Raw genomic sequence first — 16120 nt, forward strand, 5'->3', positions numbered from 1 at the left:
GGGCTTTGGCCGATTGCAAGGGCGCTGTTGCCGGGCTAGGCCATGGCCATGGATTTCGCGCATGTCGATACCTGGATCTTCGATCTGGACAACACGCTCTACCCGCCGGACATGGCGCTGTTCCCGCAGATCGAATCGCGGATGACCGATTATGTCATGCGCACGCTGGCGGTCGAACGCGACGCCGCCGATCAGATGCGGCGCGACTGGTGGACGCGGCACGGGACGACGCTGGCGGGGCTGATGGCCGAACATGCCATCGACCCGCTGGCCTATCTTGCGGATGTCCACGACATCGATTTCGCACCCCTGCTGCCCGCCCCAGACCTGGCAGCCGCCATCGCTGCCCTGCCGGGGCGCAAGCTGGTCCATACCAACGGCGATTCCGCCTATGCGCAAAAGGTGCTGCGCGCACGCGGCCTGGGCCTGGTGGGCAGCGACGCGCCCGCCCCCATCTTCGAGGCGATCTACGGCATCGCCGAGACGCATTTCCATCCGAAGCCGCGCGAGGAGGCCTTTCGCATCGTGATCGACGCCGCGCGCATCGACCCCGCCCGCGCCGCCTTCTTCGAGGACGACCCCCGCAACCTGGCCTATCCCCACCGGGTCGGGATGCGCACGATCCTGGTCGGGCCGGGCCGCCACGGGCCGGATCTTCTGGCCGCGCCGGTGCCCGCCCATGTCGATCACCACATCCACGACCTGACTGCGTTCTTGCGTCGCATTGCGGCCAAGGGGTGATTGCGCCACAATGGCCCCCGACGCGCGCCCATCCCGAGGCTTCCCATGACCCATACTGCCGACCAAGGCGGAAATCGCCTGACGCTCCGTATCATCGCCCTGCTGCTGGCCGTTCTTGCGATTGCCGTTCTGGCCGTCATCCAGTTCGGCCTTCCCGTGCTTGGCCTGCTTGGCCTGATGCTGACCGTGGCCGTTTTCGCGGTCATGCTGATGTTCACCGCCGGGAACTGAACGGCACATGGTGGCAGGCGACATCGATGCCGTCGATATCCTGGTGTCCGGCGGCGGCATCGCCGGGCTGATCGCCGCGGCGGCTTTCGGCGCGCAGGGATTTTCCACGATCTGCGTCGATCCGGCCCCCCCGGTCACGGATGAAGCGGCCGAAGGCGCCGACCTGCGCACCACGGCTTTCCTCACGCCCTCGGTCGCGCTGTTGCGGCGGATCGGGCTGTGGGACCGCCTGGCTCCTCATGCCACCCCGTTGCAGGTCATGCGCATCGTCGATGCGGGCGGCGCCACGCCCGTCCCGCGCCTGACGCGGGATTTCGACGCGACGGAAATCGGCGACCAGCCTTTTGGCTGGAACCTGCCCAACTGGCTGCTGCGGCGCGAGATCACCGCCCGGCTGGCAGAGATGGACAATGTCCGCTTCCAACCCGGCACCGGCACGGCCGGCGTTCTGGTGCGCGATACGGGCGCCATCGTCACGCTGACGGATGGGCGGCGCATCCAGGCGCGGCTGCTGGTCGGCGCGGACGGGCGCGATTCGCCGGTGCGGCAGGCGCTTGGCATCGGGGTGCGGACCTTCCGCTATGGCCAGAAGGCGCTTGCCTTCGCCGTCACGCATGAAGTGCCGCATGGAAACATCTCGACCGAAATCCACCGATCGGGCGGGCCGTTCACGCTGGTGCCCCTGCCTGATCGCGATGGAAAGCCCTGCTCCGCCGTGGTCTGGATGGAAAACGGCCGAGAGGTCGCACGCCTTGCCGCCCTGCCCCCCGATGCCTTCGAGGCTGAACTGAACGCCCGGTCCGCCGGGGTTTTGGGGCCGCTGAGGCTGGTGACGCGCCTGACGCAATGGCCGATCATCAGCCAGATCGCCGACCGCTTCACCGGTCCCCGCACTGCCCTGATTGCCGAGGCCGCGCATGTCGTGCCGCCCATCGGCGCCCAAGGCCTGAACATGAGCCTGGCCGACCTGTCGTCGCTGCTGGACCTGTCGGGCGACGATCCGGGCAACCCCGACGGCCTGACAGCGTTCGACCGCGCCCGCCGTCCCGAAGCCTTCGCCCGGTTGCTGGGCATCGACGCGCTGAACCGCGCCAGCCAGGCATCCCTGCGCCCCTTGCGCGATCTGCGCGCGGCGGCGCTTGGCGGTCTTTACGGCATCGCCCCGGTGCGCCGCCTGATGATGCGCGCCGGACTGGGAATGCGCTAAGCCCTTTCGCCGCCAGCCTACGCCGCCGCGCCGCGCAGCATCCGCAGCGGCTCCGTCCGCGACAGGCGCAACACATGGGCCATATAGGGCTGGGACAGGTCCTCGGCCCGCACCGCCGCATAAAGCCGCCGGATGATTCCGCCCCGCGTCAGCGGCAGCATGGCGATTTCCGCATTGGCGGATTCGCGGCGCAGCACCCAGTCGGGCATAACCGCCACGCCGCGCCCCGAGGCGACCAGCATCAGCGACACGGCGGTCAGTTCCACCGTGCGCTGCCGGGCGGGTTCCACGCCGGCGGGCGTCAGGAACTGGCTGAACACGTCCAGCCGCGCCCGGTCCATCGGATAGGTAATCAGGGTTTCCCCCGCCAAGTCATGCGGTTCGGCGAAGCCCTTGGCGACCAGCGGGTGATCGGCGGACACCACCAGCGTGGGCGAATAGTCGAACAGCGGCTGAAAGACGATGCCCGGCAGATCCTCGGGGTCGGACGAGATCACCAGATCGACCTCTTGCCGGGACAGCGCGGGCAGTGCGCCAAAGGCAAGCCGCTGGCGGATGTCCAGGTCCACCTCGGGCCAGGTGCGGCGGAAGATGTCCAGAACCGGCAGCAGCCAGTCGAAGCAGGCATGGCATTCCATCGCGATGTGCAGCCGCCCGATGCGGCCCGCCTCGACACCCTTGAATTCGTCCTCGGTTGCCTGGACCAGCGGCAGCACCTGTTCCGCCAGCCGCAGCAGGCGCATCCCGGCGGGCGACAGGCGCATGGGCTTGGCGCGGCGCACGAACAGATCGACGCCCGCCTGTTCCTCCAAAGCCTTGACCTGATGGGACAGGGCCGATTGCGTGATGTTCAGAACCTCGGCCGCGCGGGCAAGGCCGCCCTGTTCGTGGATCGCGCGGACGGTCCGCAGATGGCGCAGTTCCAGATGCATGGTGAGGCAGTCTCATGTTGATCTTGAGGATTATGAATTTGTCTCACGCCACTGCGCGTGGCACAAGCGGCGAAAGCCAAAGGAATCGCCATGTCCCGCCCCAAGATCAGCTTCGAGTTCTTTCCGCCGAAGACGCTGGATGCGTCCTTCCGGCTGTGGGAAACCGCGCGGACGCTGGCGCCGCTGGCCCCGGACTTCGTATCCGTCACCTATGGCGCGGGCGGCACCACCCGCAAGCTGACGCATGAGGCGGTGACAACCATCCACCGCCACTACGGCATCCCCGTCGCCGCCCACCTGACCTGCGTGGAGGCCACCCGGTCCGAGACGATGGAGATCGTGCAAGCCTATGCCGAGGCCGGGATCCAGGAGATCGTGGCCCTGCGCGGCGATGCGCCCAAGGGACAGAACCGGTTCACCCCGCATCCTGAGGGCTTTGCCAACACGGTCGAGTTGATCGAGGCGATCGCCGCGCGCGGCGACATGACGATCCGCGTCGGCGCCTATCCCGAGCCGCACCCGGACAGCAGCGGCACCGATGCCGACGTGTTTTGGCTGAAGCGCAAGATCGAGGCGGGCGCGACCAGCGCGATCACGCAGTTCTTCTTCGATGCCGACACCTTCTTCCGCTTTCGGGACAAATGCGCGGCGGCGGGCATCGACGCGCCGATCATCCCCGGCATCCTGCCGATCCAGGGCTGGGCCGGAGCCAAGCGGTTCGCCGCGACCTGCGGCACCAGTGTGCCGGCCTGGGCCGAGGAGGCGTTTTCGAAAGCCGCCGCCGAAGGTCCGGCGGCGGAACGCGCCCTGTCGGAACGGGTCTGTGCGGATCTGTGCCGCGCCCTGCTGGACGGCGGCGTGGACCGGCTGCATTTCTATACACTGAACCGGCCCGAGATGACGCTGGCGGTCTGTTCGGAACTTGGGGTCGAGCCGCTGAACCTGGGCGCGGTGGCCTGAACCGCATCGTGGCGACGAGGGGTTTTCCACCCCCCGACCCCCGGAGGATATTTGCACACAGAAGATGTGGCTTATTCGAAGCCCATCACCGTGGCGCGGGTCATGGCGCCGAAGCCGTTGAAACGGGTGTTGGTCACGACCGAATAGGCGCCCGCGCCGTGGAAGATGACGTAATCATCTTCGGCGATGTCGTCTGGCAGGCCAAGTTCGCCTGGCAGACGGTCCACCGAATCGCAGGTCGGCCCGAAGATCACGCGGCCGTTGCGGTCGCCAGTTCGGGGCTTGCCCTGGGGGGTCAGAACTTCGATCCGGTCGATGTTGCCGATGATCGGCAGTTCCGCCAACCCGCCATAGACACCGTCGTTCAGGAACACGCTGGTCCCGTCGCGCACGCCCTTGACGCGGGCGATGAGCGCATAGGCATCGGCGCAGAGGCCGCGGCCCGGTTCGCAGACGAGGGCCGGCGCATCGTCGCCGAAGCATTCGGACACCGTGTCGCCGATCTCGGTGAAGATCGACTGCAGGTCGGGTTCAACGCCCACCACACGATGCGACGGAAAGCCGCCGCCGACGTTCAGACGACGCGCCCGGACGCCCGCCATATCGCAGATCTCGCGCGCGACGCGGATATAGCTTTCCCAGGCGATCGGATCGGTGCATTGCGTGCCCGGATGGAAGGTCAGCGACGCGACATAGCCGCGTTCCGCCACCAGCCGCAGCAATTCCGCCGCCAGTTCCGGCGTCGCCCCGAATTTCGAGCCGAAGTCATAGGCCGCGCCCAGCACCGGCAGCTTGAAGCGGGGCGAGATCTCGACCCCCTGCCCGTCCACCTGGGTCGGCACCTGTTCGAACAGCTTGTCCAGTTCGCTGCGGCTGTCCACCGACCAGGCGAGGATCCCCTCGCGCACGCCATGGGCGATCTCACGACGCGAGCGGACAGGGTTGTGGTAATGGCGCGCGGCGCGGGGGGCCAGGCGGCCGATCAGGTCGATCTCGAACGGGGATGCCACGTCGAAGCCCTGGATGCCGGCCGTCACGAGGTTCTGGATCACGGCCTCATCGGGGTTGGATTTCACGGCATAGGTGACAAGACCCGGAAAGCCGGTCAGGAACTGCCGCGCCCGGTCCTGCAACACCGTGGGCGCGAAGGCCATCACCGGATGGTCGGGCTGAAGATGGCGGATGATCTCGGCCGGATTGTCCCAGACGGTCTTCTGTGTCCCCATTGCACGGGATCCTTTCGCGCGTTCGATGTGATCGGGTCGCGGGCATGAAGCCCCATAACCCAAGGTGGCGCTTTTCGGTTCCAGTTTCACCGATGAAAAGGGTAGATTCGCGCTCTTTCCCGGCTATTATGACGAACTTTATGTTATTTTGACGACGACACTGGATTACAGCGATGGATGACCTGGATCGCAACATCGTGGCGCTGCTGTCGCAGGATGCCCGCATCTCGATCGCGGTACTGGCAAGGCGGCTGAAGGTCGCGCGATCGACGCTGCAGGCGCGGCTGGAACGGCTGGAATCCTCGGGCGCGATCGCCGGCTATACCCTGCGGCTTGGCGATGCGGCCAGGCTGGGGCGTATCCGCGCGACCGTGCTTCTGGCCATCGAGCCGCGCAGCCAGCCTGCCATCCTGTCGCGGTTGAAGGCGATGTCCCAGGTGGAACGCATCCACACCACCAGCGGGCGCATCGACCTGCTGGTCCAGATCGTCAGCGGATCGACCGCCGAACTGGACGAGGCGCTGGACCGCATCGGCGCCTTGGACGGGGTGCGGTCGTCAGAAAGCCTGATTCACCTGACGACCAAGATGGACCGGGCGGTATAGGCGTCTAGCGCAGCCGGAACAGGTCCACGAAATCCTGGGCGGCCTGCGCATCGCCCGCCAGCCCGATCACCCCCTCCTGCGCCAGCCGGGCCAGCGGCACCGGGCCATAGACCGCCCGTGCCAGGCTGTTGCCGTTGCCCGACAGCGTGAAATCCGAAGCCCCGGCCCCGGTCTGGGGGTGCAGGACGCCATTCGCCAAGCGCAGGGTAAAGGCTTCGTGCCCCATTTCCATGCCCGCCGTCGCCTGCGCGTCATTGGGCAGCATCATCGCCGTCATCGAGATCACCAGGGCCGCCGGGCTGATGAAGCGGCGCGGATCGTGCCCCGGATGCAGCGCGGCCCAGCGGCACATCGCCTGCAGGACCGGCATCAGCCCGCGCCCGGATTCGGTCAGCCCATACAGCCCGCCGTCATGCGTGACCACGCCCGCGTCGATCAATTGCGCCAGCCGCTGCGTCAGCACCGCCGCCGTGACACCCGGCAATCCGTGGCGGATCGCCTGGAACCGCTTGGGCGCCAGCATCAGTTCCCGCACGACAAGCAGCGCCCAGCGGTCGCCGACGACGTTCAGCGCGTGGGCTGCAAGGCATCCTTCGTCATAGCGGATGCGCGGGGTCTGGCCGGCCTTTTCCATGACAGCAGAGTATCAGTTGCTTTTTCATACTGCAACTGACAGGCTGCGACTCATCTGCCCCAAGGGGCTGAATGGGAGGGAATGTCATGACCTATATTTCGGGTTTCGTCGCTGCGGTCCCCCAGTCGAACAGGGACGCCTTCATCGCCCATGCCAAGGCAGGCTGGCCCTGGTTCGAGAAACGCGGCGCGTTGCGCATGGTGGAATGCCTGGGCACGGACGTGAAGCACGGCAAGCAGACCGATTTCTATCGCGCGACCCAGGCCAAGGACGATGAGGTGCCGCTGTTTTCCTGGATCGAATGGCCCGACAAGGAAACCTGCGATGCCGCCTGGGCCAGCATGGAAGGGGGCGATGACCTGCCCGAGATGCCCGAGATGCCCTTCGACGGCGCCCGCATGTTCTGGGGCGGCTTCGCGCCCATCGTCCAGGTGGGCGAAAGCAGGCCCGGCAGCTATGTCCAGGGCTTCGTTCTGGCCGCGCCCGAGGACCGGAAACAGGCCTATATCGATATGGCCAACAGCGCGACCGAGATGTTTGCCCGCATGGGCGCCACCTGCCAGATGGAGTGCTGGGGCGTGGACGTGCCCCATGGCAAGCAGACCGATTTCTATCGCGCGACCCAGGCCGAGGACGGCGAAGTGCCCCTGTTTTCCTGGATAGAATGGCCCGATCGCGAAACCTGCGACGAAGCCAGCCGCAAGATGGAGGCCGAAATGGCGGGAATGGACATGCCGGACATGCCTTTCGACGGAATGCGGATGTTCTGGGGCGGCTTCACGCCCGTATTCGACAGCAAGGCCGGAGGTCGCTGATGCCGCGTCTGCATGGCCACCCCATCTGGTTCGAACTGGCCACCGCGAAGGGCCAGCTTGCGCAGGCGGGCGATTTCTACGCGCGCGTCCTTGGCTGGCAGATCGGCGACAGCGGGATGGAGGGCATCGCCTATCACCTTGCCCGCGCCGACGGCCAATTGGTGGCAGGCCTGATGGAGATCCCTGACGGGATGGATGGGATGCCGCCGAACTGGACCTTGTATCTGGGAACCGAGGACGCCGATGCCACCGCCCGCGACATTCGCGCGGCAGGCGGCCGGATCCATGTCGAACCGACCGACATTCCCGGCACCGGCCGCTTCGCCGTGGCCTCGGATCCGCAGGGCGCGGCTTTCGGTATTCTGGCCCCCCTACCGATGGAAGGGGGCGGCGAGACGCGCGCCTTCGACCAGCAGAAGGCAGGCCACGGCAACTGGACCGAACTGATGTCCACCGATCCCGCCGCGGGGTTCGACTTCTATGCCCGTGTCTTCGGCTGGCAGAAATCGCAGGCGATGGACATGGGACCGATGGGCACATACCAGCTGTTCAGCCACGATGGCGCGGATATCGGCGGCATGATGGGGCTGGGCAATGCGCCGCGGCCCGTCTGGCTGGTCTATTTCGGCGTGAACAGCGTAGAGGCCGCCACCCGGCGCATCCGCGATGCGGGCGGCAACGTGCTGCACGGCCCGACCCCGGTTCCGGGCGGCGCCCATATCGCCGTCGCCACCGATCCGCAGGGGGCGTGGTTCGCCGTGGTCGGCCCGCTGGAGGAAACGCCATGACCCTGGTTCTGACCACCTATGACTGGGTGCCGGAGTTCCCGCGCGGCTTCGTGCGCGACATCCGCGTGCGCTGGCTGCTGGAGGAACTGGGGCGTCCCTACGTCGTCGAAACCGTGCCGCTGAAGGACCGGACGGCCGATCACCTGGCCCGCCAGCCGTTCCATCAGGTGCCCTTCATCCGCGACGGCGACCTGACGCTGTTCGAATCCGGCGCGATCCTGCTGCACCTGGCGGAAGGCACGGCCCTGATGCCTGCCGCGCAGCGTCCCCATGTGCAGCAATGGCTGATCGCCGCGCTGAACAGCGTCGAGCCGTTCGTCATGGCCTGGATCCTGGCCAAGTTCTTCGACAAGGACGACGCCCATGCCGCCCGGCGCGAACCCCTGGTCCGGCAGCGGCTTGCGCAGTTGCAGGCGGCCCTTGGCGACCGGCCCTGGCTGACGGGCGACGATTTCACCGTGGCCGACCTGCTGATGGCCGACATCCTGCGCATCCCGGCGCAGAACGGGCTGCTGGACGATTTGCACCCGCTTGCGGCCTATGCCGAACGCGCCACCGACCGCCCCGCCTTCCGCAAGGCGCTTGCGGACCAGATGGCGCATTGGCGGGCGGCGGACGAGGCGAGGGCTGCGGGATAGGCTGCACCGCGTCTCTTGGCCTTTGTCCCCTCTTTCGCTAATCCATCCCCAAGCGAAGGGGATCTGCCGACATGAGCATGGACAAAAGCTTTGACGCCAAGGCCGCCGAGGCCAGGATCAGCGCGGAATGGGAACGGGCGAACGCCTTCGCCGCCGGGGCCAATGCCCGACGGTCCGAGACATTCACCGTGATGATCCCGCCCCCGAACGTCACCGGCAGCCTGCACATCGGCCATGCCTTCAACAACACGCTGCAGGACATCCTGGTCCGCTGGCACCGGATGCGCGGGTTTGATACGCTGTGGCAGCCCGGCCAGGACCATGCGGGGATCGCGACCCAGATGGTCGTGGAACGCAAGCTGGCGTCCGAGGGCAAGCCCCCGCGCCGCGACTGGGACCGCAAGGACTTCACCGACGAGATCTGGCGGTGGAAGGGCGAATCCGGCGACACGATCATCAACCAGCTCAAGCGGCTTGGCGCGTCCTGCGACTGGTCGCGCAACGCCTTCACCATGTCGGGCGCACCCGGCGCCCCTGCGGGCGAGGAAGGCAATTTCCATGACGCGGTGATCCGGGTCTTCCTGGACCTTTACGACAAGGGCATCATCTATCGCGGCAAGCGGCTGGTGAACTGGGACCCGCATTTCGAGACCGCGATCAGCGACCTCGAGGTCGAGAACCGCGAAACCCCCGGCCATATGTGGCATTTCAAATACCCGCTGGCGGGCGGCGAAACCTATGAATATGTCGAACGCGACGCGGACGGGAACGTCACGTTGCGCGAGATGCGCGACTATATCAGCATCGCCACCACTCGTCCCGAAACCATGCTGGGCGACGGCGCCGTGGCGGTCCACCCGGACGACCCGCGCTATGCCCCCATTGTCGGCAAGCTGTGCGAAATTCCCGTGGGTCCCAAGGCCCACCGCCGCCTGATCCCGATCATCACCGACGAATACCCCGACCCGGATTTCGGATCGGGCGCGGTCAAGATCACCGGGGCGCATGACTTCAATGACTATGGCGTGGCCATCCGCAACAACATCCCGCTTTACGCGCTGATGGACAGCAAGGGGGCGATGCGCGCCGACGGGCTGCCCTATGCCGACAGCGCCGCCATCGCGTCGCGCGCCGCGCGGGGCGAGGATGTGGGCGACGTGTCGGACGTGAACCTTGTCCCCGAGGATCTGCGCGGTCTGGACCGTTACGAGGCCCGGCGCCTGGTCGTTTCCCAGATCAACGCCGAGGGCCTTGCCGTTACCTATCTGCACAAGGAAATCGACGAGGATACCGGGGCCGAGCATCTGGAACGCCGCCCCGTGGTCGAGGCCAAGCCCATCATGCAGCCCTTCGGCGACCGGTCCGGCGTGGTGATCGAGCCGATGCTGACCGATCAGTGGTTCGTCGATACCGCCCGGATCGTCGGCCCCGCGCTTGACGCGGTGCGTGACGGCCGGACCCGCATCCTGCCCGAGCAGCACCGGAAGGTCTATTTCAACTGGCTTGAGAATATCGAACCCTGGACCATCAGCCGCCAGCTTTGGTGGGGGCACCAGATCCCGGTGTGGTATGGCCTTGACCTGTCGCCCGAAGGCCAGGTCGATGACGACCGCGACGGCGAACTGGACGACGTGGAGATCTTCGCGCTGCTGGAAGAAGGCCTGGTCCATCGCGGAGAAATCCAGCAGGCGGCCGCGAATTTCACCGATGTCGCCGAACGGTTCCGCGACGCCATCGCCGGTCTGCCGCAACCCCTGGAAATCGCCCGCATCGTCGAATGCACGGACCGAGAGGCCGCCATCGACGCCTTCGCGCGCGGTCTGGCGGATTACAACCTGACGCAGGATCCGACCCGGCTGGTCTATCCGGTCTGGCGCGACCCGGACGTGCTGGACACCTGGTTTTCCTCGGGCCTGTGGCCGCTGGGCACGCTGGGCTGGCCCGAGGACACGCCCGAACTGCGCCGGTATTTCCCGACCGACGTTCTTGTCACCGGCTTCGACATCATCTTCTTCTGGGTCGCCCGGATGATGATGATGCAGCTTGAGGTCGCGGGCGACGTGCCCTTCCGCACGGTCTATGTCCATGGCCTCGTGCGCGACGAAAAGGGCGCCAAGATGTCGAAGTCGAAAGGCAACGTCATCGACCCGCTGTCGCTGATCGACGAATACGGCGCCGACGCCCTGCGCATGACGCTGACCGGCATGGCCGCGATGGGCCGCGACCCCAAGCTGGGGCCGAAGCATGTCGAGGGCGCGCGGAACTTCGTCACGAAGGTCTGGAACGCCACCCGCTTTGCTGAAATGAACGGCGTGCGCGGCGGCGGCGCCCTGCCGCAGCCCAGCCATACCGTGAACCGCTGGATCATCGGCGAGGTCGCACGGATCCGCCTGGCCACGGACGATGCCTTGGCAAGCTATCGCTTCAACGACGCGGCGAACGGGCTTTACGCCTTTGTCTGGGGGAAGGTCTGCGACTGGTATGTCGAATTCGCCAAGCCCCTGTTCGACGGCGAATACGCAGGCGAGACACGCGCCACGATGGGTTGGGTGCTGGACCAGTGCTATCTGATGCTGCACCCGATCATGCCCTTCGTGACCGAGGAGCTGTGGTCCCTGACCGGCGACCGATCGAAGATGCTGGTCCATGGCGACTGGCCGACCTATGGCGCCGAACTGATCGACCCCGAGGCGGATCGCCAGATGAACTGGGTCATCGCCCTGATCGAGGCGGTGCGGTCCGCCCGCGCCCAGATGGGCGTGCCTGCCGGAGCGAAGCTGGACCTGATCGTGGCCGAGGCGGACGATGCGGCCCGCGCAGCACTGACCGCCAACGGCCCGCTGATCGAGCGGCTGGCGCGCGTCAATGCGCCCGTGGACGGCGTGGCAGGACGCGGCATGATCGCGGTCGCGGCGCAGGGGGCCAGCTTCGCGCTGCCCATCGGCGACGTGATCGACGTGGCGGCGGAAACGGCTCGGTTGCAGAAATCCGTGGCGAAGTCCGAGAAGGACGCGGACGGGCTGCGCAAGCGGCTTGGCAACCCGAAGTTCGTCGAGAACGCCGAGCCCGAGGTGATTGAGGAAACCCGCGAGAAGCTGGCGGCGCTGGACGACGACATCGCCCGGCTGAAGGCGGCGCTGGCGCAGCTGGCGGCGATGTAAGCCTTTGCCGGCGGAGGCGCTTGCGGTGGGTGCAGGTGCCTCCGGCGGGGATATTTGAATGAAGAAGAAGCGTCAGAGCGTGGACAGCGCGCGCGGCAGCACCTTGGCCAGGATGTCCAGTTCCGCATCGGGCGCGCAGCTGATGCGGATGCAGCGGTTCAGGGGCGTCACGCCGGGCATCCTGATGAACACGCCTTGGGCCGCAAGCGCGTCCACCAGGCTGCGGGCAAAGGCGCCGTCGCGGCCAGTATCGACGGCGACGAAATTGGTGGCCGAGGCCAGCGCAGCCATGCCGTTGTCGGCCGCGATGGCGCCGATCCGGGCGCGGGCGGTCGCCACCTGAGCCACGGTCTGCGCTAGCCAGTCACGATCCTGCAACGCCGCAAGGGCACCCGCCTGGCCAATGCGGTTGACTCCGAAATGGTTGCGCACCCGGTCGAAGGCTGCGATCAGGTCGGGGTGGCCGATAGCATAGCCCACGCGTGCGCCCGCCATGCCGTAGGCCTTGGAAAAGGTCCGCATTCGGATCACGCGCGGATCGTCGGCGGCAATGTCCGGGATGGCGTCGGCCGGGGCGAATTCGGCATAGGCCTCGTCCAGGATCAGCAGGGTGCCTTCGGGCAGATCGTCCAGCATCGCCCGGATCACGGTGCCATCGTGCCAGCTTCCCATCGGGTTGTCGGGATTGGCCAGATAGACCAGCCGCGCGCCCACCTGTCGGGCGCGGTCCAGCAAGGCCTGCGGATCCTCGGCGTCGTTGCGATAGGGCACCTTGTCCAGGCTGCCGGCGAAGCCCGCGACGTGGAAGTTGAAGGTCGGGTATGCCCCGTCCGAGGTCACGACCGCATCGCCCGGCGCGACGGTCAGGCGAACCAGCAGGCCCAGAAGCCCGTCGATGCCCTCGCCCACCACGATATTGTCAGGGCGGACGCCGTGCTGGGCGGCAAGGGCCTGGATCAGGTCGTGATTGGTCGGGTCGCCGTACTTCCAGACCTCGCCCGCCGCCGCCTGCATCACGGCAATGGCGCGGGGGCTGGGGCCGAAGCCGTTTTCATTGGCGCCAAGGCGGGCGGCGAAGGGCTGGCCTGCCTGGCGTTCCAGCGTCTCGGGACCGACAAAGGGAACCGTGGCGGGCAGGCCCGCCGGGATCGGGGCAAGGCGGATCATCGTCAGAAGGCGCGGAAGGTCATGGTGGTCAGCGTGCGGCTGATATGGGGGATGTCGAACAGCCGTTCCGACAGGAAGCGGCCCACATCCTCGTCTTCCGGGATATAGACCTTGGCGATCAGGTCGTAGTCACCCGAGGTGGAATACAATTCGCTGACGACTTCGCGGTCATAGATGGCCTCGGCGACCTGATAGGTCTTGCCGGGATCGCAGCGGAACTGGACGAAGACGGGTCGCATGGTAGCCTCCTTTGCAATCGGGCGCAGGTTAGACCGCCAGTGCCGGACGGGTCCAGACCCCGCGCGCGTGTCCACCCCAGAACCGCGCCATCAGCAGCACGGCCGCAACCGTCAGGCCCACACACAGCCCCAGCCACAGCCCGGCGGGACCGTAGCCAAGCGGGAAGGCCAGCCCCCAGGCGACCGGCATTCCCACCACCCAATAGCTGAAGCCCGCGATCCACATGGGCACGCGTGTGTCGTGGACGCCGCGCAGGAACCCCAGGGCCAGCACCTGCATCGCGTCGGCAAGCTGGAACAGGGCCGCGAAGAACAGAAGCCCTGCGCCGATCCGAACGATGGCCTCGGCCTGCGGATCTGCCGGGTCGAGATAAAGCCGCACCAGCGGCACCGCAGCGCCTAGAAACAGCAGGATCGTCAGGCAGGCGAAGGCCAGCGACATCCAGGTGACGGTCATCGCCGCATCGCGCATGAAAGCGGAATCATAGCGTCCCTTGGCCTGTCCCACACGGATCGTCGCGGCATTGGACAGCCCCAGATGCGCCATGAAGGCGATCGAGGTGATCTGCAGCGCGATCCCATGCGCGGCCAGCTGCTGCGTGCCGATCCAGCCCATCATGATGTTCGATCCTACGAACAGACCGCCTTCGGCCACCATGGTCAGGCCGATGGGCAGCCCGATCGAGGCCACCCGGCGCAGCGCCGACCAGTCGGGCCGCCATAGCCGCTGGAACAGGTTGTACTTGCGCGCCATCGGCAGCCAGGACGCATAGGCCACCAGCAGGAACAGTTGCAGCCACTGCACCGTCAGGCTGGCAATGGCCGCGCCCCGAACGCCCAGTTCGGGCGCGCCCAGGTTGCCGAAGATCAGCACCCAGTTCAGCGCGACATTCACGGGCAGGCCGGCAAGTGTCACCCACATCACCACCTGCGTCCGCTCCATCGCGGCAAGATAGGAATTCAGCGTCAGCTGGCACAGGACGACCGCCAGGCCCCAGCCGGCGATGCGCAGGTAATTCTGCGCATGGGCCGCGACGACCGGGGATTGTCCAAGCGCGGACAGGATCGGTTCGGAAAACCACATCAAGGGCATGACCGCCAAGCCGAAGCCGCTGGACAGCCACAGGGCCATGCGGGTTTCGCGGCGCACCTCGGTTTCGTCGCCGCGGGCGATGGCCGTGGCGATCAGGCCAAGGACGCCGGTTCCGAATCCCATGCCCAGAAAGAACAGGATGTGGAAAAAGGACGTGGCGATGACCAGGCCCGCCAGGGCCTCGACCCCGTACCAGCCGACCATCACGGTGTCGCCCACGCCGATGGCCATGCGTGCCAGATGGCTGCCGATCAGGGGCAGTCCCAGCGACAGGGTCGCGGCGATATGGGGCAGATAGCGGGACATGAGATTGCCTTAGCGCGGCAGAGTGTCATGCACAATCTGCAACATCGGCGGGCAGTTTATCGGGGGCGTTGAAAGACCTCAGCCCTTGCCCGTCACCCTGACGCTGCGGACATAGGTCATGATGCGGCCACGCACCTCGTCGGGTTCGGTCGCGACGGCCTGGATCAGCGCGCGCATGTCGCCGCGTGCGGTGTTCAACTGGTCGATCAGCGACATCACCATGGTCAGCGCATCGTCGGGCAGGTCATAAACCTCGCTCAGGTCGCAGAGCAGTTGCAGCCGCGCCAGATCAGGCTCGCTGAAGGCATTGCCCTGGGGGGTCTGCACGGGTGTCACGACGCGGGCGGCCACGAAGGATCGCAGCCGGGCCGGGTTCAGGTCGTCCAGGATCGCGACCACCTCGGTTTCCGAGAAATGACGGGTCATGTCACTTGCCCCCCATCTTCATGCCGGCGCGCGGATCATAAGGATGGTTCTTGCGCCATTCCTGGAAAAAGCGCGCCAGATCGTCGTCCACCTTGGGCGGCATCACGATCTTCAGTTCCACCTGCTGGTCGCCCCCATTGATGCCGCGCCCGCGCAGCCGCAGCTTTTGCCCGGTGGTGGCGCCCTTGGGAATGGTCAGGTTGACCGGCCCGTCGATGGTCAGGGCCGCGACCTTGCCGCCCAGCACCGCCTCGTCCAGGCTGATCGGCAGGGTCAGAAGAATGTCGTCGCCTTCGCGCCGGAAATCGGGATGCGGGGCCACACTGATCGTCAGATAGGCGTCGCCCGGCCCGCCCTGGCCCAGACCCTGCCCGCCCTTGCCTTTCAGCCGGATGGTCTGGCCGTCGCGGGTGCCCTTGGGGATCGCCACCTCGAGATCGCCCCCCTCGGGCAGAGAGATCCGGGTCTTGCCGCCCTTGGCGGCGGTCAGGAAATCGACCTCCAGCGAAAAGCGGTAATCCTGTCCGCGCACATGGAAGTTGCGCGGATCCTCGGCTCCGCCCCGGCCAAAGCCGCCAAAGCCGCGCCGCCCGAACAGGTCCGAGAAGACGTCGGACAGGTCGGGGTCGGATTCGAAGCCATAGCTGCGGGCATAGGGATTGCCCGCGGCCTCGGCATGGTCGCGCCAGGCGCGGCGCTGCGGGCGTTCCTGACCCTGCGCGTCGATTTCCCCGGCGTCGAAACGGCGCCGCTGTTCGGGATCCTTCAGCAGGTCATAGGCGGCGGATGCGGCCTTGAAGCGCGCGGTGGCCGCCGGATCGGGGTTCAGGTCGGGATGGTCCGACTTGGCGATCCGGCGATAGGCCTTCTTGATCTCGGCATCTGTTGCCGACTTCGTCAGCCCCAGGGCCTCATACGGATCGCCCGCCATCACCTGTCCCCCGTTTCATC

Annotated in this window: 17 protein-coding genes; 9 read left to right on the forward strand and 8 right to left on the reverse strand. The window is 66.8% G+C overall.

Annotation, left to right across the window (positions count from 1 at the left end):
- The first annotated feature begins 42 nt into the window (after window positions 1-42).
- The 3 genes from RAH32_RS07480 to RAH32_RS07490 are packed head-to-tail and all read left to right on the forward strand — an operon-like array spanning window position 43 to window position 2179.
- A complete protein-coding gene (locus RAH32_RS07480) occupies window positions 43-741 on the forward strand; it encodes a pyrimidine 5'-nucleotidase (protein WP_306606714.1) in 699 nt (232 codons plus the stop codon).
- Between the two features lie 45 nt (window positions 742-786).
- Window positions 787-972 (forward strand): hypothetical protein, encoded by a 186-nt coding sequence (locus RAH32_RS07485; protein ID WP_306606716.1) that lies wholly within the window; start codon window positions 787-789, stop codon window positions 970-972.
- Window positions 973-979: 7 nt separating this feature from the next.
- Window positions 980-2179, forward strand: a complete 1200-nt coding sequence (locus tag RAH32_RS07490) for a UbiH/UbiF family hydroxylase (RefSeq protein ID WP_306606718.1) — start codon at window positions 980-982, stop codon at window positions 2177-2179.
- A gap of 17 nt (window positions 2180-2196) precedes the next feature.
- Here the strand turns inward: RAH32_RS07490 and RAH32_RS07495 are convergent, their stop codons facing one another.
- A complete protein-coding gene (locus RAH32_RS07495) occupies window positions 2197-3111 on the reverse strand; it encodes a LysR family transcriptional regulator (RefSeq protein WP_306606720.1) in 915 nt (304 codons plus the stop codon).
- 90 nt (window positions 3112-3201) lie between these two features.
- Between RAH32_RS07495 and metF the strand changes: the two genes are divergently transcribed.
- Complete coding sequence (gene metF, locus RAH32_RS07500; RefSeq protein ID WP_306606722.1) at window positions 3202-4071, forward strand: methylenetetrahydrofolate reductase [NAD(P)H]; 870 nt, start codon at window positions 3202-3204, stop codon at window positions 4069-4071.
- A gap of 71 nt (window positions 4072-4142) precedes the next feature.
- Here the strand turns inward: metF and RAH32_RS07505 are convergent, their stop codons facing one another.
- A complete protein-coding gene (locus tag RAH32_RS07505; RefSeq protein ID WP_306606724.1) occupies window positions 4143-5297 on the reverse strand; it encodes a type III PLP-dependent enzyme in 1155 nt (384 codons plus the stop codon).
- A gap of 173 nt (window positions 5298-5470) precedes the next feature.
- On the opposite strand from RAH32_RS07505, the gene RAH32_RS07510 reads away from it, so the two are divergent.
- Window positions 5471-5902 (forward strand): Lrp/AsnC family transcriptional regulator, encoded by a 432-nt coding sequence (locus RAH32_RS07510; protein WP_306606726.1) that lies wholly within the window; start codon window positions 5471-5473, stop codon window positions 5900-5902.
- A 4-nt stretch (window positions 5903-5906) separates the two neighbouring features.
- Here the strand turns inward: RAH32_RS07510 and RAH32_RS07515 are convergent, their stop codons facing one another.
- Window positions 5907-6536: a winged helix-turn-helix transcriptional regulator gene (locus RAH32_RS07515; RefSeq protein ID WP_306606728.1), complete on the reverse strand. Its 630-nt coding sequence runs from the start codon at window positions 6534-6536 to the stop codon at window positions 5907-5909.
- An 86-nt stretch (window positions 6537-6622) separates the two neighbouring features.
- Here RAH32_RS07515 and RAH32_RS07520 point away from each other — a divergent pair, with 86 nt between their 5' ends.
- The 4 genes from RAH32_RS07520 to RAH32_RS07535 all read left to right on the forward strand — a co-directional run bounded on the left by RAH32_RS07520 (window position 6623) and on the right by RAH32_RS07535 (window position 11938).
- A complete protein-coding gene (locus RAH32_RS07520) occupies window positions 6623-7351 on the forward strand; it encodes a DUF1428 domain-containing protein (protein WP_306606730.1) in 729 nt (242 codons plus the stop codon).
- Entirely contained in the window at window positions 7351-8139 is a 789-nt protein-coding gene (locus tag RAH32_RS07525) for a VOC family protein (protein ID WP_306606732.1), read from the forward strand. Before RAH32_RS07520 ends, RAH32_RS07525 begins: the two co-directional genes overlap by 1 nt.
- Window positions 8136-8777 (forward strand): glutathione S-transferase family protein, encoded by a 642-nt coding sequence (locus tag RAH32_RS07530; RefSeq protein ID WP_306606734.1) that lies wholly within the window; start codon window positions 8136-8138, stop codon window positions 8775-8777. Before RAH32_RS07525 ends, RAH32_RS07530 begins: the two co-directional genes overlap by 4 nt.
- A 71-nt stretch (window positions 8778-8848) precedes the next feature.
- Window positions 8849-11938, forward strand: a complete 3090-nt coding sequence (locus RAH32_RS07535; RefSeq protein ID WP_306606736.1) for a valine--tRNA ligase — start codon at window positions 8849-8851, stop codon at window positions 11936-11938.
- 72 nt (window positions 11939-12010) lie between these two features.
- Here the strand turns inward: RAH32_RS07535 and RAH32_RS07540 are convergent, their stop codons facing one another.
- The 5 genes from RAH32_RS07540 to RAH32_RS07560 form a co-directional block, all read right to left on the reverse strand.
- Window positions 12011-13111 (reverse strand): pyridoxal phosphate-dependent aminotransferase, encoded by a 1101-nt coding sequence (locus RAH32_RS07540; protein WP_373429697.1) that lies wholly within the window; start codon window positions 13109-13111, stop codon window positions 12011-12013.
- Window positions 13108-13344, reverse strand: a complete 237-nt coding sequence (locus RAH32_RS07545; protein WP_306606740.1) for an Lrp/AsnC ligand binding domain-containing protein — start codon at window positions 13342-13344, stop codon at window positions 13108-13110. Before RAH32_RS07545 ends, RAH32_RS07540 begins: the two co-directional genes overlap by 4 nt.
- Window positions 13345-13372: 28 nt before the next feature.
- On the reverse strand, window positions 13373-14743 hold the full coding sequence (locus RAH32_RS07550; RefSeq protein ID WP_306606742.1) for an MATE family efflux transporter: 1371 nt from the start codon (window positions 14741-14743) through the stop codon (window positions 13373-13375).
- Window positions 14744-14821: 78 nt separating this feature from the next.
- The gene (locus RAH32_RS07555; protein WP_306606744.1) at window positions 14822-15169 is read right to left on the reverse strand and encodes a hypothetical protein; all 348 of its coding nucleotides are present in this window, start codon (window positions 15167-15169) and stop codon (window positions 14822-14824) included.
- A gap of 1 nt (window position 15170) precedes the next feature.
- On the reverse strand, window positions 15171-16100 hold the full coding sequence (locus tag RAH32_RS07560) for a DnaJ C-terminal domain-containing protein (protein ID WP_306606746.1): 930 nt from the start codon (window positions 16098-16100) through the stop codon (window positions 15171-15173).
- Window positions 16101-16120 lie beyond the last annotated feature (20 nt).

The organism is Paracoccus yibinensis, from assembly GCF_030846195.1.
Lineage (GTDB): Bacteria > Pseudomonadota > Alphaproteobacteria > Rhodobacterales > Rhodobacteraceae > Paracoccus > Paracoccus yibinensis.

Coding starts and splice junctions, on each gene's coding strand:
- RAH32_RS07480 (WP_306606714.1), top strand. CDS start 43: ATGGCCATGGATTTCGCGCATGTCGATACCTGGATCTTCGATCTGGAC.
- RAH32_RS07485 (WP_306606716.1), top strand. CDS start 787: ATGACCCATACTGCCGACCAAGGCGGAAATCGCCTGACGCTCCGTATC.
- RAH32_RS07490 (WP_306606718.1), top strand. CDS start 980: ATGGTGGCAGGCGACATCGATGCCGTCGATATCCTGGTGTCCGGCGGC.
- RAH32_RS07495 (WP_306606720.1), bottom strand. CDS start 3,111: ATGCATCTGGAACTGCGCCATCTGCGGACCGTCCGCGCGATCCACGAA.
- metF (WP_306606722.1), top strand. CDS start 3,202: ATGTCCCGCCCCAAGATCAGCTTCGAGTTCTTTCCGCCGAAGACGCTG.
- RAH32_RS07505 (WP_306606724.1), bottom strand. CDS start 5,297: ATGGGGACACAGAAGACCGTCTGGGACAATCCGGCCGAGATCATCCGC.
- RAH32_RS07510 (WP_306606726.1), top strand. CDS start 5,471: ATGGATGACCTGGATCGCAACATCGTGGCGCTGCTGTCGCAGGATGCC.
- RAH32_RS07515 (WP_306606728.1), bottom strand. CDS start 6,536: ATGGAAAAGGCCGGCCAGACCCCGCGCATCCGCTATGACGAAGGATGC.
- RAH32_RS07520 (WP_306606730.1), top strand. CDS start 6,623: ATGACCTATATTTCGGGTTTCGTCGCTGCGGTCCCCCAGTCGAACAGG.
- RAH32_RS07525 (WP_306606732.1), top strand. CDS start 7,351: ATGCCGCGTCTGCATGGCCACCCCATCTGGTTCGAACTGGCCACCGCG.
- RAH32_RS07530 (WP_306606734.1), top strand. CDS start 8,136: ATGACCCTGGTTCTGACCACCTATGACTGGGTGCCGGAGTTCCCGCGC.
- RAH32_RS07535 (WP_306606736.1), top strand. CDS start 8,849: ATGAGCATGGACAAAAGCTTTGACGCCAAGGCCGCCGAGGCCAGGATC.
- RAH32_RS07545 (WP_306606740.1), bottom strand. CDS start 13,344: ATGCGACCCGTCTTCGTCCAGTTCCGCTGCGATCCCGGCAAGACCTAT.
- RAH32_RS07550 (WP_306606742.1), bottom strand. CDS start 14,743: ATGTCCCGCTATCTGCCCCATATCGCCGCGACCCTGTCGCTGGGACTG.
- RAH32_RS07555 (WP_306606744.1), bottom strand. CDS start 15,169: ATGACCCGTCATTTCTCGGAAACCGAGGTGGTCGCGATCCTGGACGAC.
- RAH32_RS07560 (WP_306606746.1), bottom strand. CDS start 16,100: ATGGCGGGCGATCCGTATGAGGCCCTGGGGCTGACGAAGTCGGCAACA.